Here is a 24,187-nt window from a genome sequence, read left to right on the forward strand (position 1 = left end):
ACACGATCGCAGGTGGTTATGCACGGGTTTTGCTCTATTTTACCTGTTTATCTTGCACTAAACTCTCGATCGCGCGATCGAAACCCAGGCCACGTCAAGTGCGATCGATATATTCAGCAAGCCCTACTTAAAGACTGCTCTGATGCCAATGGTAAGTTTGCTCGGTTTGATTTTGTGTTCCAACCACTTGCTGCATCAGAGTTGCCAGAGGATGACAGCGGCACCTTCGATATCACTCCGATGCTCAGTAGCTTGTACCAAAGAATAGATACACTGCCAGCGCTAAGACTTGAACTCAACCCAGAAGCTAAGAGACTTTTCACGGCATTTTACAACGCAACAGAAAGACGACGAGTCACAGAACCGAAACAAGGGATGAGGGCAATGATAGGCAAAATGCCTGAGAAAGTTGGCAAGATGGCCACTATTATCCACACCATCACTTGCACTTTTAATGGTGTCCCGGTTAACCCTCTAATTCCTAAAAACGCGGTTGAGGCTGCGATAAAGTTTGTCAAATTCAGTTCCGACCAAATTGCAAGTCTTTATGCAGAGTTTTCTGAGCGGACGGCTCTTGCACCAAATTTGACAAAAGTTATTTTACTGGCAGAACGCAAGGGAGGGGTAATTCAAATTCGAGATGTCCAACAAACATTCAACTCAAAACAAAGGCCGTCTGTGCAGCAAGTGCGTGAGTGGTTTGGGCAATTAACACTAATGAAGTACGGAAATACTACTGATACTGGGAAGCTTTTATCATTTACTCTCAGTCCACAGTCCACTGAGTCCACTGATATCTACAAGTCAGATGTAGAAAAGGTTTGGGAAGTCCACAGTCATAAGTCCACTGAGTCCACTGAGTCCACTGGATTTATAAATAATCAATTTCCAGTGGACTCCAGTGGACTCCAGTGGACTTCCAGTGGACTCAATGATTTAACTCTTAATCCTTAACACTGTACACGCTGTCTACACCAAGCGACACTAACGCGCTGTCTACATTGTCTACAGATATTGTAGACACTGTAGACAAGGTTGTTAGCTCACGTCTTGACCCTGTGATGGAACGGATGGCCTCTATTGAGGAACGGCTGGGAAAATTGAGTGCCTGAGTGATGGCAACGATGAATCACTCAGGCAAGAATTGAAAGCGGCCAACAAGCAACTTGCGGAATGGGATGCGGAACTGAACCAGTTACACGAGCGCAACGGTGACTTGGGCTTGAAGGTACAGATGTTGGAGCAAGAACTTAAGGAAGCACGGCGCGATCGGGGAGAAAATAGAAATTCGGTTCCGACCGTCGCAGAATTCCCAGAACCGGCTGACTTGCTCAATCAACTCAAAGCTCAGCGTAAAAAGTCGAGGACAGACTTGGTAGACATTGAGGTGATTCTAGAGTTGCTTAGTCAAGCGGACAGCTTATTGTGAGGGAATCCTGACTTACAACCGGAAGCGAGGTGTTTTGCGGGGAAGGGCTGACTACGGTCAAAAAAACCGTAGTCAAACCGTAGTCAGTTGATACTCAGTTTGGTTATTCCGTAGTCAAATCGTAGTCAATTTCTAGTCAACTAGCCCCTTGATAGCCCCAAAAATCAGCATTTAAAAACCTCAAACCGTTGATTTCTCGTTGGTTTGAGGCTTGTATAGTATAAGCGGACGGCGGGACTCGAACCCGCGACGTTCAGCATGGGAAGCTGACATTCTACCACTGAATTACGTCCGCCCTTGTCTTTTTTACTTGTGTTTACCTTGTAGGCATCACCGTAAAAAATGACTTCAAACAAATTATACACCTATTTTCCAATTTTGAGTGTATTATTTTCAGGGTCAATTTGGGGTGGGAGTCGATCGGTCCTTGCACATATCTCGATCGCCCTCCCATCGCACCCCCTCAACCCCAGGGCAGTCACACTACTCGGCAAAGTGCTGTCGAATCTTGGCCGCTATCTGAGGCTCAGTCATCTTGTCAACTGTTTCAATACCTACAATGCGACCACCCAGATTATTTACCTCAAGACGTTGTTTCAGTTCATTTTTGGCTTCACCCGGACCAAATATCAGAATTGATTTGGCATCACGGATATACGCAATCACCCGATCGTAGTAAATATTGAGCTGTCCTGTAAAAGCTCTCTGGCGACTATCATCAGCTAATTTTTGAAGTGATTCATAAGCGCCATTAAGAGGTGAATCACCAGAACGCCGAGCCTGTTTTTCCACCTCCGATATTATCTCTTTTTTCTCTTCTCCTTTGTCGGTAATACCCACAACAATAGCTTTCCTGTGGTCAATCCAAAGACCTAATTTTGCGTCCATTAATATCTCCTTAGTTAACAATTTTTATTGTTAACGATGTATTGGTCTAAATCTCATTTTGTTAAGGGTTAGATCTTAGCTTTAGTTTCTTTTGTCGTCGATAAACAATCCCAACCAGGCAAAACTCAGCACCAGCATCGGCATTTCTAGCCAATCTTCCCACTGTTGCTTTGGAAGATTAGATAATTTGCCATGTCCTCTGCGGTTGAAATGACACCGCTACTGCCGCTCAGATAACCAGACATTTCTGGATATGCGAATGGAAGTCCAAATGCCATCAGATGTCCTTGTGCCATGTTGGTAGCACCTTGGAATGCGTCAGCACTTGTAGTTGCATTGAGCGTCCGCGACATTTGAAGAGGTGTAAAAATATGCGTTTGTAAGTAGGCTGAGAATGGCTGTTGACTCACCACTTCAACCACTCGCGCCAACACTTCGTAATTGGGATTGAAATAGTGAAACTGAGCGCCGGGTAACGCAACGGGACTTGCTCGATTGAGGCTAGTAACGCGATCGCGAATTGTTTTTGCTTGGGAAACCTGCAACTCAGGAAAGCCTACGTCAGATAAACCACTCACTTGATTGAGGAGATGACGAATGGTTATTTTGGCAGCGATCGCTGGATCGGTCACGGTGAATTGTGGTAGATAAGTTTGCACGGGTGAATCCAGATTAATTTGTCCCGCTTCAACTAGCTGCATCACTGCAATTGCGGTAAACGATTTGCTCATCGAAGCAATCAAGAATTGGGTCTGTGCTGTAACAGGCTGATTGTCATTTGGTGTACTGTATCCCTTAACGTGCAACACTTGGTTATTGTGAGTAATCGCGACTGCCAAACCAGGAATGTGATGAGTCTTAATTTGAGTTGTGATGAAGCGATCGATCCTATCATCCAAGTCCAGTTGGTTTGCACTGCCATTGATGTTGAATGTGATGACAATCAACACACTCAGGAATATAAAAATTGGGCGGAAAAGTTTATTCATTGGGTTAGATTTTGTTGATTTATTCGATCGAGCATAATTCGCCATAGATAGAATGAGCACGATTAAGACCGCAACTTCTGCTAGGGTGCGATCGATATTCAACTATTATCTATAGTCGTCCATCTAAATAAGCCTTACTCCTAATCGGAATAAATCGCTCTCTTTTTCGGCGTTTCTACAAGCACAGAAATCGCGAGCAAACTTAGCCCAATGATTTTGATAAAAGCGTTGACTGCGTGTGCATACTCCCATTGGTCGCGATAGCGCGTCCAATCTGTTGGAATGGGATTCGTCAACCATTTGGCAAATTCAGCGTTCATTGGCGCAACAAACACGATCCAACTCACAAATGCCAGCACCAATAGAATGGCTCCGCCCAACGTCCAGTAAAAAGTTGAACCATGTTTGCGAACCAGAAATGCCAGCACGATTGCTGTCAAAATCGCTGTAACTTCAAAAACTGCGCCGACTGAGCCAAACAATTTATACACATTTTCAAAGACCGTCACTCTCACCCAAAGTTGCTGGTCAAACTGCATTCTTTGCGGCAACTCTAGCAAATGCGTCATCGTCAAACTTAGGCTAAATGAAGCTAGCATCAGGGTGATGAATCGCCACGCTCGTATAAGTGTCATTTTGCTCTGCCCTAAAGCATATATATATCTCTGCAACTTATGTTAGACAAATAATGAAATGCTGCGTACCTATCGGAGGGCATAACTAAATTAGCTGATGGGTTGGAAATTTCTAACTAGCAACCTCATAGATACTCCAACTCTATAGAACCCATTTGACATCTTAGGGAGAGGCTGCAAGCCTCTTCTACTTTTGCCGAATTTTTGGTAACTTAATAATGAAGAGCATCGAGTTTAAATTATGTGAGTAGGTTGCAGCGAATTAAATAAATTAAAGCATCGCTTTACTTTGAAATAAGCAAACTGTTTCTAACCAAAAATTTGCCGTCAAAGGTAATGGGTACTCCTTCTCCATCTAAAATCGATTTTCCTGTATTTGCTTTTTGGGCATGGATATGGAGATGTGGTTCGCCGGTGTTTCCTGAATTGCCAATTTTAGCGATCGCATCTCCTGATTTGACTAGCGATCCGACTTGGCTAGTGATGCTACCTTTCAGAAGATGAGCCATTAAGATATCAGCACCCTTACATTTCAGTAGAATGTGGTTTCCAGCAGGATTTTTTTGGTCGCTTTCCCCCGGAACGAGATTAGGCAAATCGTTGACTAAATTGGCGATCGTCCCATCGCAAGGGCTGTAGAGAGTCTCTCCAAAAATGGCATAATCGGTTAGCGATCGTGGGTAAAGCCCATTTGCTCTAGCTCCTAGAACGTTTAGTTTCATAATGTCCAAGGCATATCGTTGTGTCGGATGAGTGTTGTGATAATTGATAATGGGGCTATTTCCTCCATGTGCAACATAATATACGCCGTTCTTTAATGGAAAAGACAGATCGATAGATGAGCCAGTAAAAAAATAACCCTTTAGACTAGCTATAAATAGCATCACAACAAAAGCGCTGATTCCTAAGTCAAGATAATTTTTAAACGTTTTTGGAGGGTAAAGTGGTAAAGATTTGGCTTTGATGAAAGACTTATATGCTGCTATGACAAATACGATTGGCAATAGAAATCTGAGGTAATAACTTAACCATTCCCACCGTCCATTGAGAAAGATAAAAAGACTATAGAGCAAGATTATTAAAAGATTGATCGACCAATTGAATTTACTATCAAATTGTGCCTGCCAAAGCCAAATCAGTAAGCCGACGGGAATGACCAAATGAGTGACAATCAATAGTGCAATATTCAAAAGCATAATACAAACCTTTGTTATATTAATTTGTTGACAGTTAGGAGCAATTTAGGGATGGCGATCGCTTTGATAAAGTAGTCCACTCAAACATCATTACTAACTGTTCTATGAGTTATCAAACGCTCAATCAAACGGTCTTTGAATCGTCGATCGACCTCGGAGCAGTAATATACTTGTGACCCTTTAATATCCTGTGCCACTTCCAGATCGTGACCGACACCAAACGGTTCGAGAAATATACTAAAACCGATGCGTGCGGGTAAAATCTCACAGCCAAACAAGTCAGGCATGGTGACGTAGCCAACTGCCAGCGCATCAAAGGGATAGAATCCCTGTTTGTGCAGACGATCTTCCCAAAACGACATCCACGATTGACTTGCCTGACGCAACCAATGAGCGGCTTCATCACCAGATCCTAATTTGTCTAAATCCGATCGCATAATCGTCACCTTTGTTGCCAGTTCAAACGGGGTTAATATCAACGGAATGCCCGAGTCCAAAACAATTTTGGCAGCGGGTGTATCTTTACGAATGTTAAAATCGCGGAAATGAAACCACCATTGCTCTCCAGGATGGAACAAATTACCTGGTCGTTTTCCTCCCACCATCACAATGCGCTCCACATTTCTGACCACATCGGGATGATTGATAATGACCGTTGCGATGTTTGTAAGTGGGCCCTGAGCAATAATCGTCAGCTTTTCCTGGCGTAATATGGCGGCGATCGCCTCTGATGCCTGTGTCGATTTCCACTCTGGACTTCCTGAAGAATGGCTACCCTCATAAATAGGCGTTCGAGCCGCGCCTCCCAAATGCCCGATCACTTGACGCGCAACTTGAAGAGCAGTTTTACCTTTGGTATTGCCAAAAGTTGTGCTGATGCCCCGAATATTGAGTTCTGGCGATCGGAGTGCCATCATCAATGCCCAACAATCATCCACATCATTAGTTGCGCTTTGACCGCAGGCTGGATCGGTATCAATCCAAATTGGAAGTTTAGACGCATTTGACCGAGGCTTGAATTCCTCTAGGGAATGCTTTGTTATATTCAAAGGATGACTCAGGGTATAGATTTTATTAACGCTAGTTACAACAAAAAAGATTAGAAAGAGATTGGATAATAGTCCGGCGATCGCATATTTAAGATGATTTTTATTTCTGTTGCGTTGGCAAGAGCGAAAAGCTTGAACAGTGTAATAACTACCAATTACCACTAACACAGTGAATACTAACAATCCCACAGACTGCACTTCTGGTCTAATGTCTTGATTGGAGTAACTGAATCCTAAACCCAGGAGAAACGTTAACCCAAATCCGATCGATGGAATTTGCCAACTCAAAAGACATCTACGCCGGATATTATTCATGTGAAATGCTTGTGAAGTAGGAATTTCCAGAGCCAATCTGTAAAGTTCCACAGCAATTGAGATTATGAGGATCGGATGGGTAGCCCTTTTCCATCTAAGATCGAGTCTTCGGCGTTTCTACCAGCACAGAGATCACGAGTAAACTTAGCCCCATAATGTTGATTTAGACACCTCATAGTGGGTTCCGTGGATGAGATTGATGCGCCTTAAGTTGTGCCCGTAATTGAGCAATTTCAGCCGCCATATCGAGCACCATTGCGGCTCCAACTAAGTTCAAACCCAAGTCTTGACGCAATCGCTGAATCTGACCAATTCGAGCAATCTCGCGGGGATGTAGCATGGAGCCGATCGGCTCGATTACCCCTAATTCAACATAAACCTTGACCAACATAATCGAAGTCTCTGTTACCAATGCAGCATATTCAAAGGTGTAGAGTTGCTCACCTTCAAGTGAAACCACTGTTGTTGAAAGGCTGAAGCTCATAATTTAATCTCCTCTAACTGGGCGCGCGGGTTAAAGTTAGTATTGGCTTGGATTTTTTCGTAGCATTCTTGCTCGATCGCACTTAAGTCTTTTGGCGTGACAATCAGAAGTTTGGCAAGTAAGTCACCGCGTCCCCCTTTTTGCAATGTCCAGCCTTTGCCGCGCAGTCTTAGGGATTGTCCCGATCGCACTCCTTTAGGCACTTTCATCGTCACGCTACCATCCGGTGTGGGCACGCTAATTTCGGCCCCTAAAACCGCTTCATCGGGGCGAATTGGTACGTCACAAACCAGGCCATCACCCTCGAATCGGAAGAAGGGATGCGGTAATATTTCAATGGTGAGATACAAATCGCCACGCTGTTGAGAAAACGGGCTCGCACGGCCTTTACCTTTGAGGCGAATGCGACTACCTGGTTTTGCGCCTGCGGGAATGCGAACGTTGATGGTTTCGTCGTCGAATTGCAGGCGTTTTTGGACACCGTGAAAGGCTTCGGAAAATGTCAGGGCGATCGCGGCTTCGCTATCAGGTGCGGGGGCTTGAGAGCGAAATCCGCTACCATAATCATCGAAGCCGCTGGTTGTGTTGGTTGTACGTTGCGATCCGTTTCGCGATCGACCTAACAAATCGTTAATAAATGAATCAAAGTCGGCATATTGATCGAAGTCAACCGTCCCAGGATTAGTTCCTCTGGATGGTGGAGCTTCACTGTAACCAGGATGGTTCCAATGTTCGCCAAATTGATCGTATTTCGGTCGTTTCTCGGAATCGGAAAGCACCTCATTGGCTTCATTGAGGTCTTTGAATTTTGCCTCTGCGTCTTTATCTCCAGGATTTAGATCGGGATGGTATTTGCGAGCAAGTTTGCGGTAAGCGCGTTTGATTTCTTCAGGAGTTGCTGTTTTGCTGACTCCTAGGATTGTGTAATAGTCTTTAAAGTCTGTTGCAGTTGGCATCACTGACCTCTAAAATACTCTAATTTTGGAAAAAAAAATAATATCGTTTATGGTGGTTTCGGAATTATTAAACCGCAGAGGGCGCAGAGAGCGCAGAGAAAGAGAAGAGAGGGATGAATGATTTTGATACCCACGGATTTGATCTAAGTTTTTTATGATTTTACGGGGATTAAATTTATCGGCTATCTACCCACTTTAACTAGACTCGGAATCACCCGTAAATCTATCAGTCAATAGACAGATATTTAAGTCCTAATTTCTAAGGTAATCTATGTCAATAGTAATAGATTAAGTTTAAGCCTAATGCTCGCGCTAAGATACTAATTTTTATAATTATTTATCTCTATATTTAGAGACATATTTTTATTAATCCTGGCAGCTATGCTTGATTTGCGATCGCTTAACAAGTTTGAGAATTTACTTCAAAGTATGAGTATCTCAAGTTTATCTTTGGAAAATAATTTGATGAAAAACATAACTGTATTTTATTTATAAAAGCGATTGCCCTTACACCGAAAGTAATTTGAGGTGAAAATGTTCAGTATTAGTTTGAATTTACAGCAAGGAATCCATCGGCTAAAAATAAACAAATGGCTGATGGGGTTGCTGGTAGCAATTCCGATCGCTGGAATCGGCAGCTATGTTGCCTACAACCAATTGGTGACAGTCCCCCAGCAAAAGGCGCAAAGCAAGATTCAGACAGCATTAGTTACGCGGGGCAATCTGACGATATTGGTTTCAGCCAATGGTACAGTGCAACCCGAAAGTTCGGTTAATGTCAGTCCCAAAACCTCTGGTGTCTTGAAGCAGTTGCTGGTTAAAGAAGGTGAATTTGTCCAAGCAGGACAGGTGGTTGCCTATATGGATAACTCGAACCTCCAAGGGCAATTGCTCCAGTCTAGGGGCAACCTTGCTGCTGCTGAGGCAAATTTGGATAAAGTAATTGCTGGAAATCGATCGCAGGATATTGCTCAAGCTCAAGCTCAGGTGGATGAATCCAACGCCAGTTTGAACAAGATAATTGCGGGGAATCGATCGCAGGATATCGCTCAAGGGCAAGCTCAGGTGGATGAAGCCAAAGCCAGTTTGCAAAAGCTGCTCGCTGGGAATCGATCGCAGGATATCGCTCAAGCCCAAGCCAACCTGAATAAAGTTCAAGTCACCTACAGACAAGCTGAAGAAGATTTGCGGCGCAACCAAAAGTTGCAAGCAGCGGGCGCAATCTCGCAACAAGCTCTCAGTACGGATCGATCGACTCGTGATAGTGCGATCGCGCAGGTGGAGCAAGCCCAGCAAGCTCTCAACTTGCTCAAAGTCGGATCGCGCCCCGAAGATATCTCCCAAGCCAAAAGCATCCTCAAACAGCGGCAAGAGGCATTGAATTTACTCAAAGTCGGATCGCGGCCCGAAGATATTGCCCAAGCCAAAAGCGTCCTCAAACAGCGACAAGAGGCGATGAATTTACTCAAAGCGGGTTCTCGCCCCGAAGATATTGCCGAAGCCCGTGCCAAGGTAATGGCCGCCCAAGGTGCAGTCGCGATCGTCCAAAGAAGTATTGAGGATACCGTAATTCGCGCCCCCTTCGCGGGGATTGTTGCCCGCAAATATGCCGATCCTGGTGCATTTGTGACCCCAACCACAGCAGGTAGTGCAGTGACTTCGGCAACATCATCTTCAATTCTGGCTTTGGCATCCAAAAATGAAATCGCGGCGCAGGTGGCGGAAGCCAGCATTGCCCAAATCCGCGTCGGTCAGGTGGCGATAATTAAGGTGGATGCCTATTCTGGGAAAACCTTTGAGGGGAAGGTGACGCAAGTGGCTACCCAGTCCTTGGTGCAGCAAAACGTGACCAGTTTTGAAGTGAAAGTAGCGGTTGCTGACACCCAACGATTGCTGCATCAGGGGATGAATGTGACGATCGATTTCAAAGCCGGAGAACTAACTCAGGTGCTGATTGTGCCGACTGCTGCGATCGTGCAACAGACAGCCGTTCAGGGTGTTTTCGTGGCGAAAACAGGCGCAGATCCGGTATTTACGCCGATCGTGGTTGGGACAACTGTCAATGACAAAACCGAGGTCAAGTCTGGTTTAACTGGGAATGAACGGGTTTTGCTCAGTTTTCCACCCGGAACCCGCAAAGTCACTGGGCTCAAGGGAGGTTGATGGTAGCTTTGGCGATCTAGAAATCAGGACACTCCAAGAGCCCAAAGCGTGTCAACTTAAGCCTGAAAGCCCGCCCCGTGTCCGTTAGTCATCCCACAAGTCCGCCAGGGGTTAAAACCCCTGTCTCATAGCTAAAGTCGGTTGAAACCGACTGAAGATTTGCCTGAAATCAATACACATCAACTAACTCTTCAGTCCTCTTTGAGAGGACTTTCGCTATGAGACAGGGGTTTCAACCCCTGTCGGACTATCGGTTTGACCTGATTGTTGACACTCCTTGGGCTCTTGGAGTGTCCCTACGATTAATCATGGTAGGGAAACGGCACTGCCGTCTCCTCTATATCATTCCGGCTACGCAGCAACTCTTAGGCTTTATTCAATCCGAAAAACTCCTATGAAAACAAGGCGTTCTCCAAAGTCATTGATGCCGACCTCTCGTCGCACCAAACGCAGAATCTCACCGCTTGAAATATTCCTCATGGCAATTGAAACCCTGTGGAGTAATAAAGTGCGATCGGGATTGACAATGCTGGGCGTAATTATTGGTATTTCTTCCGTAATTGCGATTACTTCGATCGGTCAAGGAGTCCAAAAAGCCACCGAGTTAAGAATTGAGGCATTGGGTACCAATATCCTCCAAGTGTCAGCAGCCGCAGCGAAAACGGGCGGCATCAGTCAGGGCGCTGGCACTGCTAGTACCTTAACCTGGGAAGATGCTCAGGCGATCGCCAAACAAGTCCCCGCTGCAACAGCCGTTTCAGCCTTCTTATATCGCCCAAATATTCAGGTGGTACGTGGCAACGTCAACATTTCGACAACTGCGATCGGCACGGATTTGAACTTTCCAACAGTGAGAAATGTCCAGCCACAACTAGGGACATTTTTCCGGCAGCAGGATTTAGATATAGCCAAAGCAGTGGTGGTAATTGGTGCCAAAGTTCGAGATGATTTGTTCGCTCCATCAGAAATTGCGATCGGTGCCGATATTCGGATTCAGGGTAAACGTTATAGCGTGATTGGAGTAATGGAGCGTAAAGGGTCTGTAGGGCTGCAAGATATGAATGATATGGTGTATCTGCCACTGACTAATATGTCCGCCCAGATTGTTGGTAACAATGCTCTCACAGGTGTGGCGATTAATGGCTTTTGGCTGCAATCGAGTAATGCCGATCAACTCGAATCGGCAGAATTTCAGGTGACAAATGTGCTCCGACTGCGCCATAATATCCGCCCGCCCAAAGAGGATGATTTTCGTGTCACCAATGAAGTGGATCTGATTAAGACTTTCACGAGTATTATGGGGTCACTGACGCTGATGGTAACTGCGATCGCCGGAATTTCCCTAGTTGTTGGTGGTATTGGCATCGCGAATATTATGCTGGTTTCGGTGATGGAACGGACGCGCGAAATCGGTCTGCGTAAAGCCGTCGGTGCAACCAGTGGCGCAATTCTCAACCAATTTTTGATGGAATCGATCGTTATTTCTAGTATTGGCGGTGCGATCGGGATCGGGTTGGGTATCGCTCTCGCTTTCACTGCCGCCACACTATTCAAATTTCCCTTTGTTGTCCCTCTGTGGTCAGTGGTTGTGGGGTTTGGACTCTCGCTAATTGTTGGGGTAGTAGCAGGCGGTATCCCTGCGCGCAATGCTGCAAAATTAGACCCGATCTTGGCACTACACGGTGAGTAAATCAGTTGACCCTTCGACTACGCTCAGGGCGACGCAGTTGACAGTTGCTCCCGCCTTTGTTTCTAGGGCGATGGAAGCGCACTACGATCCACCTATAAAGGTGGGAGAATTTAACCCCTGATATTTGGTGAATAGCTATGGCAACCATTGTTTTACTTGAAGATATTACCAAAACCTATCACTTGGAAGCGATCGATGTTCCTGTCCTCAAGCGCGTTAATTTGTCGATCGAACAGGGCGAATATGTAGCAATTATGGGAGCTTCTGGTTCGGGAAAATCGACACTGATGAATATCATTGGTTGTCTCGATCGTCCCACCAGCGGGGAGTATTTCTTAGCAGGTATAAATCTCACAACCCTAGATGATGATGAACTCGCAGATATCCGCAATCAATACATTGGGTTCGTGTTTCAGCAGTTCAACCTGTTACCACGGCTAACATCACTGGCGAATGTTATGCTACCGATGATTTATGCCGATGTCGATCGCTCCCAACGGATCGAGCAAGCTACTGAAGCATTAGTACAAGTCGGTTTGAGCGATCGGCTCCAGAATAGTCCCAATCAGTTGTCAGGTGGACAGCAACAGCGCGTTGCGATCGCCCGTGCCTTAGTCAATCATCCCGCCTTAGTCTTGGCGGATGAACCAACTGGAGCACTGGATTCCACTACTTCTCAAGAGATTATGGATCTGCTCACAGAGTTAAATCAACAAGGTACAACGATCGTGATCGTCACCCATGATGCTGATGTCGCCGCGAGGACAAAACGGGTGATTCGGATGGTGGATGGAGTAATTGTTGAGAATGCGCGATCGAAGTAAATTTTCGATTCATTAAGCATCCGAATTAATATTACCAAAATCAGGATACGGCACCGTAATCGGGTAAGGACACTCCAAGAGCTCATTGGTGTCAACTTAAGCTGTCAGCCCGCCAAGTCCGCCTGTCAGCCCACCAGTCCGCCAGGGGTTTAAACCCCTGTCTAATAGCGAAAGTCCTCTGAAGAGGACTAATGAGTTAAAAATTCTTCTCTTCAGTCCTCGACCGAGGACTTTCGCTTTGAGGCAGGGGTTTTAACCCTTGCCGGACTATTGGTTGTACCTTAAGTTGACACCTATGGGCAGTGCCGTTTCCCTACAATTAATCGGGTAGGGACTAAGGCACTGCCGTCTCCTCCATTTCTATCTTGATATCTTCAACAACCAGATTGTCAGAAATCAAAACAGGTAGAGGTTCAGAAGCTTTTAAAGACCAGGTGCGATCGGCGGTCAAATCCAAAATAGACTGGTGATAATTACTCAAACTTTCTCGATGTCCAATGCTCAAAAATGTCATACCAGAGGCTTGTAACTGTTGATATAAATGTTTTTCATTACTAGAGTCAAGGGCGCTAGTAGCCTCATCTAAAATTGCGTAGCTAGGTTTATTGAGCAGCAGACGTGCGAAAATTAGGCGCTGCTGTTCTCCCAAAGATAGAAGCTCTGCCCAGTTTTGTTCAGTGTTAAATCCTCCATGCGTTTCCTCTAATTTTGGTAAATTTACCTGGATCAAAATTTGCCTCAACTGCGAATCTTCAACTTCCGAATCCATATTTGGATACAGCATTTGATCTCGTAACGTCCCTAGAATCATGTAAGGCCGCTGCGACAAAAACAACATTTCATTCAGGGTAGGCCGCAAAATTGTGCCAGTCCCTGCATCCCACAGTCCAACGATCGCCCTTAGCAAAGAACTTTTCCCGCAACCGCTAGGCCCTCTCACCAGCAAACCCTCGCCATTAGAGAGTTTCACAGATAGATCCTCCACCAAAGTCCGTTGACGGTTAGGTGTTTGGAGGGTCATATTTTCGATCGCCAGTCGATCGGCAATTTCAGTTTTGATACTTGTTTTTTCAACACCGTCAACCTCGTTAGAAGTTAAATGGTGAGTTTCCAAACACTCTAAAAAGGTGTATAAACGCTCGACACCAGCGCCAAAAGTAGCAAGGGATTGGAAGCGCGCCACAATTAGATTCAGCGAGAAAAAGACTCGAATGAAAGCTCCTTGCGCCTCGGTAACTTTACCAACTTCTAAATCCCCCGCAAAAATGCCGGGGGCGACTACAATTGCTGGCAAAATGAACGGAATAAATTCATAGGCGTTAGTCAAGATATTGAGATTAAACTCCCAAAAAATCAAGCGCTTGAAGTTATCAAAAGCTTCGACAAATCTGCCTTTTACGCGATCGGACTCGCAGTCTTCTCCCTGATAAAAGGCGATCGCCTCAGCATTTTCTCGCACCCGCACTAAACTAAACCGGAAATCAGCCTCTTTTTTAAGCTGTCCAAAATTGAGTCGCATTAAGGGCTTCCCGAATACTCCAATTGTCGCCAAAGTGCCGACCAGGGCGTAGAGCACCAAAAACAAGATTAAGGGCTTAGAAATGCCCCAGAGCACCCCACTAAATGCCGCCACCGCTAACAAAGAATCAACTACCGCCAGCAATAGTTTTAACGATTCTTGGGTAAAGCTTTTGACATCTTCAGCAATCCGCTGATCGGGGTTATCGATGTCCGCATCGGCATGATTTAGATTGTAAAATGCGCGATTCTGGAAATAGCGATCGACAAAATAGTTAGTCAGCCATCGTCGCCACTCTAAGCCCAGGCGATCGCGCAAATAATCATAGCCTGCATAAAGTGGTGCATAAATAACTAATGTCCCGGCAAAAATTAGAATCGTTTGCCAAAATCTAGCTTCATCGTGAGCAGACAATGCCGAAATTAGCTCGCCTCGCTTGTTGTTGAGCAGCACGCTCAGTCCTGTGTAGCCAAAGGACAACAGGATGACTAATAGCAATAAGCCGCGCGCCCGCCATTTTTCGTCGCTTGACCAGTAAGATTTGGCGATCGCCCAGAACTGTTTGAGTATAGTTAGATTAAATCGTTGCATTACTTTTTTCATAGAAAATTGCTCACCTATTTAATATAATAGGAAAACAGGATTGAAAGCGCAAAAATTCCAAATCTTGGCTTTGAAAAATAGCAGGTGTGTCAAACTGTGTCCAGGAAAGATAGCAGCGCGATCGGCAAGCAGTAGTAGCGGAACATCGCGGTTCCATAAATTGCTCCATCACCAGCAATCTTTACTGATTACTTTCAAGTATTGCCTTCGCCTGCAAAAGTCCTTGAATATTCGTGCCGCGATCGCTGCTAGCTATTAAATAGATGGGTTCACCCTTGGAGTTAAAGGATACCCTCGCATCTTTGACATTAAAACCTCGCTGTGGTATGATATACATGAATAGAGCAAGATAGTGATTAGAATGCTGATAAATAATCAAACTGGGATAAATTTACTGGGTTTGAGCGATCGCCTAAAAATCACGACTCACAGTAATAGCGATCGCAATACATTGCTCCCCTGCGATCGCAGACCTTGGAGGGTTTGTTAATGCAACGTAACGCCCCAAAAGTTACTTAATGCTAATTGTTTGTGCGTTACTCTCCGCTAGGACACTCTACAAGGTTGCATTTTGCCAAATAAAGCTCTATTCAGGGATTTTACCCTGCAAAAACCTTGTTATTACACTTATTGGTTGCTTTATCTGAAAATTTATGTAATACTTGTCTTGTTTAAGTATTTATCCTGTCATCTACAGGATAATACATAGTTAAGTGCAACAAGGAAAGTTGTGAGAAAAGTCGATAAATCAGAAAGAATAAGCGTAGTTGCTGCATTAGTTCATGGGCTTACGAAGTTGATGAGCGCTGAAAAATGCTTGAAAATTTCCATGTCAAATTTTTCTGTTTTTGAAATAGTTGACTCATCCTTTCAAACTGTAAGTGGTTTTGATTGGGAAAATGAGCTTGGTAGTAGTGAAAAATTTGACTTCATTCTCGGTGATCTTCCACTAGGAATGAGTAAAAGGCAAGATTACGAGTTTGGAGATGAAAAACTAAAAATACGGCAAAATTGGGTAGAGATTCTGAAGTCGTTAAAGTTTCTCGATGAAAATGGTGCTGCACTATATCTTGTTGAGCCAACTTGTTTTGGTACTTCAGAAGGCGCAAAGCTTGAAGGTGCTTTTAATTCAGAGGGATACTTTGTAAATGCAATATTTAATGCTCCAGAAGGAATCCTAAACCCTGAAACATATATCACTCCTGTATTTGTTCTGATAACTAAGAAAAAAACTAGCTCCATATTCCTTGCAGAATTATTGAATGAAACACAATCATTGGAAGTGGCAAAAAAATATTATTCTGGGACTGTTTCCAACGACTTAATTAGAGGTATAGAAATCGAACATAGGACTTTTTATGGATTCCATCGCGTTAAAATAAAGCAACAAATAGAAAAGCTCGAAACACAGTACAAAGAATATGAAGAATACTCCATCGGGGAAATAGCTGATGAGATAAACAATGTAGAACATGGCAAGAGTCATGTAGAAAAAACAAATTCAGTATATATCCCCAAGATTGGAAACTCCCCAGTAGTAGCAAAGTTATCTGATACAACAATCAAGCACCAAAATTACTTTCAGGTTGTGCTTGGAGAAAAAGCAATAAATGAATATGTAGCGGCATTTTTTAAATCAAAACTAGGGGAACTTGTTCTCCAATCATTAACATCTGGAGCGGTAATCCCTCAACTCAACAAGCGCGATTTAGAACAAGCTACAATTGCTTTACCATCATTTTATAATCAAGAACAAATTTTGGTAACACAACGCAAGTTGAGTGATCTAAAAAATGCAATTGATAGTTTTGATAGTGAACTGGCTCTAAATCCAACTAGCTCAATCTCCATATTATCCCAATTGGATAGTATGTTAGAAGCTATTGGTGGTCTCACAGATCTAGATGAAGTTCATAGCATTATTAGACAAGGTGAGTCAAAAAATATTGAGTTCAAAGAAACATTAAGCCTCGATGTAAAAACGCAAACTAAGGAAAAATATATTGAGCTATCTGTACTAAAAACAATTGTTGCTTTTTTAAATACCGAAGGTGGCACACTATTAGTTGGCGTTGCGGATAACAGTGAAATAAAAGGAATAGACGTTGAGATAGAAAAATTCCATAAAAATAATGCAGACAAATTTCTTCTTCATGTAAAAAATATGATAAAAACAAGAATTGGGGAGGAATATTATCCCTACATTGAATACAAATTAATTAGTGTAATCGGCAAAAATATTCTTTCAGTGAAGTGTAAAAAATCGAAATCACCATGTTATCTGGATAATGCTGAGTTTTATGTGAGAACGAACCCAGCTACAGACAGGCTTGAAGGGCCAAAGCTCGTCCAATATATTAAACATCACTTTGATCAGTAAAAGGCATCTAACGTTATACCGACAAGCGAAAACTCCATTGAGATTGTCTATAGCATTTCTCAGAAAGATGAGGTACACAGGTACGGTAGGGACACGGCACTGCCGTGTCCCTACAGCCGTCTGCCATACTTCATCTATTTGAGAACCGCTATATTTGTAGTCGAGATTAGGCAAACATAAATGGTTGGCTTTGTTGTTGAGTTATGAGAAGTTATTGGCGATCGCCTAAAAATCAAGACTCACAGGAATAGCGATCACTTTAGGGTGAGTTAATGAAATGTAACGCTCCTTATTTTTGTTTGAACGAAAGCATTCTGTTCGGAAATGTAGGGAGTGAGAGATTTTCCCAGCACATCAAGGTAAAAACTTCGCTACACAATCGATCGCACCACTCCACCCTCGACTCGTAGGGCAGCCCCATTAATCGCAGAGGCTAAAGGACTAGCAACAAACGCAACTAACGCAGCAACTTCAGACGTTGAAGCAAATCGCTGAATTAGGGAAGATGAACGATTGCCAGTCCAATTCCACCCGTTGAACCACTGACCAATGCAACCTTTCCTGATAGTTTGAGATCCATACCTTTTTAAACCAAATAACGTCAAACAATTCTCTACAACTTGGGTTAAATTAATTATCGCACCCTAATCCAACTTCACCACCATTTTGCCAAGATTTTTGCCCTCAAAAAGTCCGATGAACGCGCCCACCGCTTGGTCAATTCCTACTACCACTGTTTCCTGATTCTTCAATTTGCCAGCTTGGAAATAACCACCAACTTCCTGTTCAAATTCCTTTTGACGATCGAGCGAATCACCAACAATCAGCCCTTTCATCGTCAACCGTTTGCCAATCATATTAAACAAATTGTTCGGGCCTGGCTGCGGCTTGTTGTAACCAGAAATGCTGCCGCAAGCGATAATCCGGCCGTGCACGCGCAAGGCTGACAGCGCCGCTTCGAGGGTTTCGCCTCCAACATTGTCGAAATAAACATCAATTCCGTCGGGTGCCGCCTGGTTCAATTGTTCGAGGACTGGGCCAGAATTGTAATTGAAAGCGCGATCGAATCCGCATTCTTCCAGCAGAAACTTGACTTTTTCGGCTGAACCTGCTGAGCCGATGACATGACATCCGCGCAGTTTTGCCAGTTGTCCCGCCACACTTCCCACCGCGCCCGCAGCACCCGAAATAAAAATTACATCACCTGCTTTCACATCTACCAAATTCAATCCAGCCCAAGCCGTCATTCCCGTCATACCGAGGACACCGAGATAAACAGACAGCGGTTGAATTTCGCGGTTGACAAGATGCAATTCTGTCGGCGCTGCGGTGAAGTATTCCCGCCAGCCAAAGTTGGAAGTGACGACATCACCCGCCTTGAATTCCTCGGCGCGCGATTCGATGACTTCGCCGACTGCGCCACCTTCCAATGCTTTACCCAACTCGAAGGGCGGCACATAGGATTTGCTCTCATTCATGCGTCCGCGCATATACGGATCTACCGATATGTAGCGATTGCGAACGAGTATCTGCCCGTCTTGAAGTGGCTTTATTTCGGTTTTGGCGATCGCAAAATTATCTGCGGTTGGCATCCCGTTCGGGCGGGAGACTAACTGAATTTCGCGGCTGATGATATTTGTCATAATTTTTGTCCTTGATGTCGATCGGAAATCTGTTGGCGATCGTTGTTAATTCAGACATTGAGCCGCCCAAAGTCTTGACGGCAATCATATCGTTTAAAGTCTAGATCCCCCCTAACCCCCCTTAATAAGGGGGGGACATGAAGCACTCAAAGTCCCCCTTCTTAAGGGGGATTTAGGGGGATCTGGACTAGAACAAAAGCGATTAATTCCGAACCTTATCAGAGCTACCCGGCCTCTTGCAACGATGCCATATCAATAACGAAGCGATATTTTACGTCGCTCTTCACCAGGCGATCGTAGGCTTCATTGATTTTCTGAATGGGGATGAGTTCGATATCCGAAGTGATGTCATGCTTGCCGCAGAAATCCAGCATTTCCTGAGTTTCTTTGATGCCACCAATCAGGGAGCCGCTGAGACTGCGCCGACCAAATATCAAGCTACCAACATTCAGGGAAAGCGGTTCGGCTGGTACCCCAACTTGGGTGAGGTTGCCATCGCGTTTTAATAGCAGGAGATAGGCGTTGATATCGTGTTGCGCGGATACAGTGTCGAGAATGAAATGGAAACTATTCAGATGTTTTTTCATCTCGTCGGCATTCTTGGAATTGACTACTTCATCTGCTCCGAGTCGCAGGGCATCTTCAACTTTGTTCGGCGAGGTGGTGAATACCACGACATGAGCGCCCAAAGCCTTCGCCAATTTCACCCCCATGTGTCCCAGTCCACCGAGTCCCACAACACCAACTTTTTGACCTTTGGTAACATTGTTGTGGCGTAATGGGGAATAAGTGGTAATTCCAGCGCAAAGCAGCGGGGCGACGCCGGCGAGATTCAAATTCTTTGGAACTTGCAGCACAAAGGCTTCATCTACGACGATGCTGTCCGAATATCCCCCAAACGTCATCCCACCAAGGTGTTTGTCGGGGGAGTTGTATGTGAAAATCACGTTGTCACAAAACTGTTCCAAGTCTTCCTCGCAGTTGGCACAAGTGCGACAGGAATCGACCATACAACCGACTCCTGCGGTGTCGCCTTCCTTAAATTTTTTGACGTGGGCTCCAACTTTTACTACCCGTCCGACGATTTCGTGGCCGGGGACGCAAGGGTATGTGGTGTTCTGCCATTCGTTGCGGACGGTATGCAAGTCGGAGTGACACACGCCACAATATAGAATTTCGATCGCGACATCGTGCTTGCCGACATCGCGGCGTTGAAAGTTGAAGGGTGCGAGTGGATTCGTGGCGTTTTGTGCTGCGTAGGCGTTTGTTTTCATGGATTGTGCTCGTGATTGTTTACTTATGTCGGGGTAGCGATCACCCACTGCAATTCCTACTGAGAGGGCGGGCACGGGGCACCGCCCCTACAAAGGCTCTTCTGTTTCAGTTGTAGGGGTAGTGCCCCCGTGCCTACCCTCCCCAATTCTTAACGATTGACGGTGCTCATATCGGGGTAGCGATCGCCCACTGCAATTCCTAATGGCAGCGCTTTGGCGATTTGGTCTAGTTCTGCTTGAGTCAGCGTCACATCGGCTGCTGCAATGTTTTCTTCCAAGTAGGTGCGACGTTTGGTGCCTGGAATCGGCACAATGTCTTCGCCCTGGGCTAATACCCAAGCCAGCGCTAACTGTCCGGCTTTGATGCCCTTAGCGGCGGCCATTTGCTCGATTTGCTCGACTAATTCCAGATTTTGCTGGAGATTCTCGGCTTGAAAGCGAGGATATCGTTGCGATCGATAGTCTCCTTCAGATAGCGTGTCCAAGGTCTTGATTTTGCCTGTGAGAAACCCGCGCCCCAGAGGACTGTAAGGCACAAAGCCAATCCCTAGTTCTCGACAGGTGGGCAAAATCTCGGCTTCTGGCTCCCGGCTCCACAGGGAATATTCTGTCTGTAGTGCGGAAATAGGGTGGACTGCTTGGGCGCGGCGGATGGTGGCGCTGGCGGCTTCGGAAAGGCCGAGGTAGCGAACTTTTCCGGCTTGGACGAGCTGCGCCATTGCGCCTACGGTGTCTTCGATCGGAGTATGGGGATCGACTCGATGCTGGTAGTAAAGGTCGATCGCATCTACGCCCAGACGCTTGAGACTGGCATCACAAGCAGAGCGCACGTATTCGGGTTTGCCGTTGACTCCCTGAAAGCTGCCGTCACTACCGCGCACGTTGCCAAACTTGGTAGCGATAATGACTCGATCGCGATGGCCTTTAATCGCTTTGCCCACTAATTCTTCATTGTTACCGACACCGTACATATCAGCGGTGTCGAGGAAAGTCACGCCTAGCTCTAACGCACGGTGAATGGTGGCGATCGATTCTGACTCATCGGCGAGCCCGTAGAACTCGGACATCCCCATGCAGCCGAGTCCTAACTCTGAGACTACTAATCCTTGATTGCCCAGTTTTCGTTGTTTCATGTTCGTTTCAACTAGCTTGTAGCTCGATTAATGTTTGTGTCCCAGCAGCATCGCTAATCCGAACCGCTATCACCACACCGTTTGAGTTTTGTCCGGTTAAAACTTCGGTTGGTGAATCGATCGTGTGAGCGTAAGTCACCTCATCTTTACCCACTTCAATTACCAAATCATCTCCTTTGCCTGGGCGATCGTAAACCATCGCCATTAAAGGTGCGTTCTTAATCAGTTCTGCATCACCGAGTTCTGAACCGATGATTTCGATCGAAATATTCCGGCCGCGATTGCCATCGGTAAACTGATCGAAAAATTCACCCCATCGCTCGTGGGGCACAGATTTGTTGATTTCAATCTTATTGGTCATTTCCATTTTATTCACCATGATGATTTCTGCTGATTCTGGTTTTTTTGATTTACCTATTATTCTTTTATAAACGCGATTTTTTGTCATCTATCTTAGGTTTAAAAGCTGTATATCCTCAGAGGTAGATAATCCCTAATTTTTCACGGGATAATTCTCGCTTAACAGGTCTGACTTCTTGTTCCACAAAGAGTTAATTTATGGTGGGGTGGACAGGAGAGCCAGTCCTGGCCAAGCTGATGGCAAATGGTGCAATATCTAAGTTTTTAGTGACTGCTGACTCCATCAGTCGTGCGTCCACTCATTTCAGTCTCGTGGATGCGGTAAATGGCGATCGCCTCTGAACGTCCCTCAGCATCAATCCAGGTTCGAGCCATCCCAGGAGAAAGTGTGGGATTGCGTTCTTGGATGAAGTGCATGGCTCGATCGATCTCTTCCTTGATAGTGAGACGGGAGGCTCTACCATTGACGATCGCGCTGCGCCAATGAAGTGCATCCTGAATTTCTTCTACCTGTAGGCAGACTTCTGGATTGGCATCTATGTCATGAGTCTTCATGCCGATCGTGGTAAACAGGTAGATTTCCTGTTCTTCGATATAATAATTCATGGGCATCACGTAGGGTTTGCCTTCGTGTATGCAGCCAAGATGACCGTATCCTACTGTGTGTAGAAGTTGCTCTATTTCTTTTGAACTCATTTCATCAATATCTAACATTACTATTTTCCTAAAAGTTTAGTTAATTAGTAGTATTGAATACAAATAATCTCGGCTTTACATCTGTCCTGAGATAGAGTGGGTCGCCTCACGAATCTTCTGCCCGCTTAATTGATGCTTTTTTACCCGCAGCTACGCTTTGCCCGATCTCACTCGATCGCCTTGCCGCATCTGCCACCTTCAAAGCATACAAACTACTAGCATTATTCACATACAAAGGCGTACCATTTAACAAGTATTCCAACACCATATCTGTATCCTTAGCAAACAAACCGCGCCGCGTTCCAACTTCTATTGTTTGTCTATTTTCGCCCTGAATTAATTGACCGGATTCGGGAGTAAAAACCAGCGTTCCCTCTTCTCCGTAAATTGTAAAAACGTTTTCCGACTGCGAAAAAGTTTCGCCTTTTCCATAAACAGCTTCCGCAAAAACTCCATTCGCAAAGCGTAACTGGGCGTTACACAAACAAGCTTTATAAAAATCTGGCTGAGTGTCCCAAAATTGAGTTTGACAGTTCACGCTTGTCACTTCTCCAAACAAATCGGTAAATCGATGTAGTCGCGAAATTGCACCAATTAATGGGAACCCAAATAGCGAATGTTGATAAGTCCAACGCTTAGGTACTGAACGTTGAGCTGTAATAGTAACGTAGCGGGTGTAAAAAACTTTGCCAATTAAGGGCAAAGATGTTTTGATGGCTTGGTGTAAGCCACCTAATAATTCTATGTGTTCGATGTGCAGGAGTTTTTGCTTTTGGGTGGCTAGCTCGATCGCCCTTTCTCCCTCAGATATATCTAAAGATAGAGGATATTCCACCACAACGTGCTTTTCGTTTTCCAAGGCCGCGATCGCGATCGCCCCGTGATCCCGATTCACCGTACACACAATCACCAAATCCAAATCGTTCCTTTCCACTAACTTGCGCCAAGAAACCGCAGCCTCCGCGCCGAAGGCTTCACAAAATGCTTCCGTCTTGTCGGGGGTGTGACCCGCCACTGTCACTAAGTGAGCTCTGGCGTCAGTTTGCAACATCTCGGCTCTCAACTTAGCAGCAAAACCAGTGCCCACAATCCCCACCCTAATTGGAGCATTGACCGAAAAAGGCGATCGAGTATCAATATTAGTCATAGGATTTTAGATGTCACATTTTCAAAAATTGCTAAAAACAAGCGCCACAAAGCTTTACAGCTCGATCGCCCAAATCTTGAATTGGTGCAAAAATGCGATCGCGGGATTTTCGACCCAAATCTTGATGCCATTCAACTATACATTTCCTCCTCATGCCGAGAAACTACAGCAGGTATAAGTAATCAAGATGAAATTAGAAAAAATTATAACTAATCCCATTCAAATTTTTTGTAAATGAGTGTTGCAACCTCCCTTATTTCCCCTACTATCAGAGAGAGAACCAACCTAAGAGCAAACCTCAGAGCTAATAGAGCTTTGAAGTTTCCATTAGGAAAGCTTATATATCTTGTTGAATTTTTGAGAGGATTAGTGCATGGCAACTTACAAAGTTACCCTCGTCAGCGAAGCTGAAGGAATTAACCAAACCATTGAAGTTGACGAGGATACTTACATTCTCGACGCTGCCGAAGAAGCAGGACTAGACCTCCCGTACTCTTGTCGCGCTGGTGCTTGTTCCACCTGTGCCGGCAAAATCACCAAAGGGGAAGTCGATCAATCAGACCAATCTTTCTTGGATGATGACCAAATTGAGGCTGGATTTGTCCTCACCTGCGTCGCCTATCCTAAGTCTGATTGCACCATCGAAACTCACAAAGAAGAATCGCTGTACTAAAAACAGCCTCAGCCTTCGGCTGTCACTCCAAGCTATTAATCAATAGTTGTTTGAGCTGATGGCTAGACTGAAATCTGGTCAAACAGAGGTAATGTCAGTTAGGGACATGGCAGTGCCATGTCCCTAAATATATGTTAGACA

At 45.0% G+C, this 24,187-nt stretch carries 25 protein-coding genes and 1 tRNA gene; 10 read left to right on the plus strand and 16 right to left on the minus strand.

The genetic code is table 11. The features are described from left to right. Nucleotides 1–954 (plus strand): DUF3987 domain-containing protein (locus AAFP11_RS11635; protein WP_341737214.1); only part of this gene is annotated, 954 nt, incomplete at its 5' end. A gap of 190 nt (nt 955–1,144) precedes the next feature. Then, nucleotides 1,145–1,429, plus strand: coding sequence for a flagellar alpha dynein (locus tag AAFP11_RS11640; protein ID WP_341737215.1), 285 nt, complete (start codon nt 1,145–1,147; stop codon nt 1,427–1,429). Nucleotides 1,430–1,652: 223 nt separating this feature from the next. On the opposite strand, the gene AAFP11_RS11645 is transcribed toward AAFP11_RS11640, so the two are convergent. From AAFP11_RS11645 to AAFP11_RS11680, 8 genes are all read right to left on the minus strand, one after another. Further along, nucleotides 1,653–1,724, minus strand: a tRNA-Gly gene (locus AAFP11_RS11645). Nucleotides 1,725–1,912: 188 nt separating this feature from the next. Next, nucleotides 1,913–2,317: a hypothetical protein gene (locus tag AAFP11_RS11650; RefSeq protein ID WP_341737216.1), complete on the minus strand. Its 405-nt coding sequence runs from the start codon at nt 2,315–2,317 to the stop codon at nt 1,913–1,915. Nucleotides 2,318–2,463: 146 nt separating this feature from the next. Continuing rightward, nucleotides 2,464–3,306, minus strand: coding sequence for a serine hydrolase domain-containing protein (locus AAFP11_RS11655; RefSeq protein ID WP_341737217.1), 843 nt, complete (start codon nt 3,304–3,306; stop codon nt 2,464–2,466). A gap of 140 nt (nt 3,307–3,446) precedes the next feature. Continuing rightward, the gene (locus AAFP11_RS11660; RefSeq protein WP_341737218.1) at nt 3,447–3,941 is read right to left on the minus strand and encodes a hypothetical protein; all 495 of its coding nucleotides are present in this window, start codon (nt 3,939–3,941) and stop codon (nt 3,447–3,449) included. A 284-nt stretch (nt 3,942–4,225) separates the two neighbouring features. Further along, complete coding sequence (locus tag AAFP11_RS11665; protein ID WP_341737219.1) at nt 4,226–4,663, minus strand: M23 family metallopeptidase; 438 nt, start codon at nt 4,661–4,663, stop codon at nt 4,226–4,228. Nucleotides 4,664–5,217: 554 nt separating this feature from the next. Continuing rightward, a complete protein-coding gene (locus AAFP11_RS11670; RefSeq protein WP_341737220.1) occupies nt 5,218–6,552 on the minus strand; it encodes a nucleoside hydrolase in 1,335 nt (444 codons plus the stop codon). Nucleotides 6,553–6,673: 121 nt separating this feature from the next. After that, complete coding sequence (locus AAFP11_RS11675) at nt 6,674–6,985, minus strand: chaperone modulator CbpM (RefSeq protein ID WP_341737221.1); 312 nt, start codon at nt 6,983–6,985, stop codon at nt 6,674–6,676. Then, a complete protein-coding gene (locus AAFP11_RS11680) occupies nt 6,982–7,941 on the minus strand; it encodes a DnaJ C-terminal domain-containing protein (RefSeq protein ID WP_341737222.1) in 960 nt (319 codons plus the stop codon). The genes AAFP11_RS11675 and AAFP11_RS11680 overlap by 4 nt, the downstream gene beginning before the upstream one ends. A gap of 534 nt (nt 7,942–8,475) precedes the next feature. Here AAFP11_RS11680 and AAFP11_RS11685 point away from each other — a divergent pair. The 3 genes from AAFP11_RS11685 to AAFP11_RS11695 all read left to right on the plus strand — a co-directional run bounded on the left by AAFP11_RS11685 (nt 8,476) and on the right by AAFP11_RS11695 (nt 12,618). Further along, entirely contained in the window at nt 8,476–10,104 is a 1,629-nt protein-coding gene (locus tag AAFP11_RS11685) for an HlyD family efflux transporter periplasmic adaptor subunit (protein WP_341737223.1), read from the plus strand. A gap of 478 nt (nt 10,105–10,582) precedes the next feature. After that, on the plus strand, nt 10,583–11,794 hold the full coding sequence (locus AAFP11_RS11690; RefSeq protein ID WP_341737224.1) for an ABC transporter permease: 1,212 nt from the start codon (nt 10,583–10,585) through the stop codon (nt 11,792–11,794). 137 nt (nt 11,795–11,931) lie between these two features. After that, a complete protein-coding gene (locus AAFP11_RS11695; protein ID WP_341737225.1) occupies nt 11,932–12,618 on the plus strand; it encodes an ABC transporter ATP-binding protein in 687 nt (228 codons plus the stop codon). A 334-nt stretch (nt 12,619–12,952) separates the two neighbouring features. On the opposite strand, the gene AAFP11_RS11700 is transcribed toward AAFP11_RS11695, so the two are convergent. Next, nucleotides 12,953–14,740, minus strand: coding sequence for an ABC transporter ATP-binding protein/permease (locus tag AAFP11_RS11700; RefSeq protein WP_341737226.1), 1,788 nt, complete (start codon nt 14,738–14,740; stop codon nt 12,953–12,955). 40 nt (nt 14,741–14,780) lie between these two features. Here AAFP11_RS11700 and AAFP11_RS11705 point away from each other — a divergent pair, with 40 nt between their 5' ends. The 3 genes from AAFP11_RS11705 to AAFP11_RS11715 all read left to right on the plus strand — a co-directional run bounded on the left by AAFP11_RS11705 (nt 14,781) and on the right by AAFP11_RS11715 (nt 17,120). After that, nucleotides 14,781–14,999 (plus strand): hypothetical protein, encoded by a 219-nt coding sequence (locus tag AAFP11_RS11705; protein WP_341737227.1) that lies wholly within the window; start codon nt 14,781–14,783, stop codon nt 14,997–14,999. A gap of 102 nt (nt 15,000–15,101) precedes the next feature. Beyond that, nucleotides 15,102–15,230 (plus strand): hypothetical protein, encoded by a 129-nt coding sequence (locus AAFP11_RS11710; protein WP_341737228.1) that lies wholly within the window; start codon nt 15,102–15,104, stop codon nt 15,228–15,230. Between the two features lie 240 nt (nt 15,231–15,470). Further along, the gene (locus tag AAFP11_RS11715; protein ID WP_341737229.1) at nt 15,471–17,120 is read left to right on the plus strand and encodes an RNA-binding domain-containing protein; all 1,650 of its coding nucleotides are present in this window, start codon (nt 15,471–15,473) and stop codon (nt 17,118–17,120) included. A 371-nt stretch (nt 17,121–17,491) separates the two neighbouring features. Here AAFP11_RS11715 and AAFP11_RS11720 read toward each other — a convergent pair whose 3' ends face one another. From AAFP11_RS11720 to AAFP11_RS11750, 7 genes are all read right to left on the minus strand, one after another. After that, complete coding sequence (locus AAFP11_RS11720) at nt 17,492–17,725, minus strand: SDR family oxidoreductase (RefSeq protein ID WP_341737230.1); 234 nt, start codon at nt 17,723–17,725, stop codon at nt 17,492–17,494. A gap of 39 nt (nt 17,726–17,764) precedes the next feature. Further along, nucleotides 17,765–18,763, minus strand: coding sequence for an NADP-dependent oxidoreductase (locus tag AAFP11_RS11725; RefSeq protein WP_341737231.1), 999 nt, complete (start codon nt 18,761–18,763; stop codon nt 17,765–17,767). A gap of 224 nt (nt 18,764–18,987) precedes the next feature. Then, complete coding sequence (locus AAFP11_RS11730) at nt 18,988–20,037, minus strand: NAD(P)-dependent alcohol dehydrogenase (RefSeq protein ID WP_341737232.1); 1,050 nt, start codon at nt 20,035–20,037, stop codon at nt 18,988–18,990. A gap of 149 nt (nt 20,038–20,186) precedes the next feature. Next, nucleotides 20,187–21,170 (minus strand): aldo/keto reductase, encoded by a 984-nt coding sequence (locus tag AAFP11_RS11735; RefSeq protein WP_341737233.1) that lies wholly within the window; start codon nt 21,168–21,170, stop codon nt 20,187–20,189. 7 nt (nt 21,171–21,177) lie between these two features. Further along, entirely contained in the window at nt 21,178–21,618 is a 441-nt protein-coding gene (locus AAFP11_RS11740; protein ID WP_341737234.1) for a DUF5335 family protein, read from the minus strand. A gap of 176 nt (nt 21,619–21,794) precedes the next feature. Further along, nucleotides 21,795–22,244 carry a pyridoxamine 5'-phosphate oxidase family protein gene (locus AAFP11_RS11745; protein WP_341737235.1) on the minus strand — a complete coding sequence of 150 codons (450 nt, stop codon included), beginning with the start codon at nt 22,242–22,244 and terminating at the stop codon, nt 21,795–21,797. A gap of 88 nt (nt 22,245–22,332) precedes the next feature. Next, a complete protein-coding gene (locus tag AAFP11_RS11750) occupies nt 22,333–23,373 on the minus strand; it encodes a Gfo/Idh/MocA family oxidoreductase (protein WP_341737236.1) in 1,041 nt (346 codons plus the stop codon). Between the two features lie 10 nt (nt 23,374–23,383). Between AAFP11_RS11750 and AAFP11_RS11755 the strand changes: the two genes are divergently transcribed. After that, on the plus strand, nt 23,384–23,551 hold the full coding sequence (locus AAFP11_RS11755) for a hypothetical protein (RefSeq protein WP_341737237.1): 168 nt from the start codon (nt 23,384–23,386) through the stop codon (nt 23,549–23,551). A 195-nt stretch (nt 23,552–23,746) separates the two neighbouring features. Then, a complete protein-coding gene (locus tag AAFP11_RS11760; protein WP_341731310.1) occupies nt 23,747–24,046 on the plus strand; it encodes a ferredoxin in 300 nt (99 codons plus the stop codon). Nucleotides 24,047–24,187 lie beyond the last annotated feature (141 nt).

The organism is Microcoleus sp. CAWBG640, from assembly GCF_020883015.1.
In the GTDB taxonomy this organism is placed as follows: Bacteria; Cyanobacteriota; Cyanobacteriia; order Cyanobacteriales; family Microcoleaceae; genus Microcoleus; species Microcoleus anatoxicus.

Excerpts from the sequence above, each read along its gene's own strand:
- AAFP11_RS11725 (WP_341737231.1), bottom strand. The coding sequence starts at position 18,763 with ATGACAAATATCATCAGCCGCGAAATTCAGTTAGTCTCCCGCCCGAAC.
- AAFP11_RS11685 (WP_341737223.1), top strand. The coding sequence starts at position 8,476 with ATGTTCAGTATTAGTTTGAATTTACAGCAAGGAATCCATCGGCTAAAA.
- AAFP11_RS11665 (WP_341737219.1), bottom strand. The coding sequence starts at position 4,663 with ATGAAACTAAACGTTCTAGGAGCTAGAGCAAATGGGCTTTACCCACGA.
- AAFP11_RS11740 (WP_341737234.1), bottom strand. The coding sequence starts at position 21,618 with ATGACAAAAAATCGCGTTTATAAAAGAATAATAGGTAAATCAAAAAAA.
- AAFP11_RS11730 (WP_341737232.1), bottom strand. The coding sequence starts at position 20,037 with ATGAAAACAAACGCCTACGCAGCACAAAACGCCACGAATCCACTCGCA.
- AAFP11_RS11680 (WP_341737222.1), bottom strand. The coding sequence starts at position 7,941 with ATGCCAACTGCAACAGACTTTAAAGACTATTACACAATCCTAGGAGTC.
- AAFP11_RS11690 (WP_341737224.1), top strand. The coding sequence starts at position 10,583 with ATGGCAATTGAAACCCTGTGGAGTAATAAAGTGCGATCGGGATTGACA.
- AAFP11_RS11675 (WP_341737221.1), bottom strand. The coding sequence starts at position 6,985 with ATGAGCTTCAGCCTTTCAACAACAGTGGTTTCACTTGAAGGTGAGCAA.
- AAFP11_RS11760 (WP_341731310.1), top strand. The coding sequence starts at position 23,747 with ATGGCAACTTACAAAGTTACCCTCGTCAGCGAAGCTGAAGGAATTAAC.
- AAFP11_RS11755 (WP_341737237.1), top strand. The coding sequence starts at position 23,384 with ATGTCACATTTTCAAAAATTGCTAAAAACAAGCGCCACAAAGCTTTAC.
- AAFP11_RS11745 (WP_341737235.1), bottom strand. The coding sequence starts at position 22,244 with ATGTTAGATATTGATGAAATGAGTTCAAAAGAAATAGAGCAACTTCTA.
- AAFP11_RS11750 (WP_341737236.1), bottom strand. The coding sequence starts at position 23,373 with ATGACTAATATTGATACTCGATCGCCTTTTTCGGTCAATGCTCCAATT.
- AAFP11_RS11700 (WP_341737226.1), bottom strand. The coding sequence starts at position 14,740 with ATGAAAAAAGTAATGCAACGATTTAATCTAACTATACTCAAACAGTTC.
- AAFP11_RS11650 (WP_341737216.1), bottom strand. The coding sequence starts at position 2,317 with ATGGACGCAAAATTAGGTCTTTGGATTGACCACAGGAAAGCTATTGTT.
- AAFP11_RS11660 (WP_341737218.1), bottom strand. The coding sequence starts at position 3,941 with ATGACACTTATACGAGCGTGGCGATTCATCACCCTGATGCTAGCTTCA.
- AAFP11_RS11710 (WP_341737228.1), top strand. The coding sequence starts at position 15,102 with ATGCTGATAAATAATCAAACTGGGATAAATTTACTGGGTTTGAGCGAT.
- AAFP11_RS11655 (WP_341737217.1), bottom strand. The coding sequence starts at position 3,306 with ATGAATAAACTTTTCCGCCCAATTTTTATATTCCTGAGTGTGTTGATT.
- AAFP11_RS11695 (WP_341737225.1), top strand. The coding sequence starts at position 11,932 with ATGGCAACCATTGTTTTACTTGAAGATATTACCAAAACCTATCACTTG.
- AAFP11_RS11735 (WP_341737233.1), bottom strand. The coding sequence starts at position 21,170 with ATGAAACAACGAAAACTGGGCAATCAAGGATTAGTAGTCTCAGAGTTA.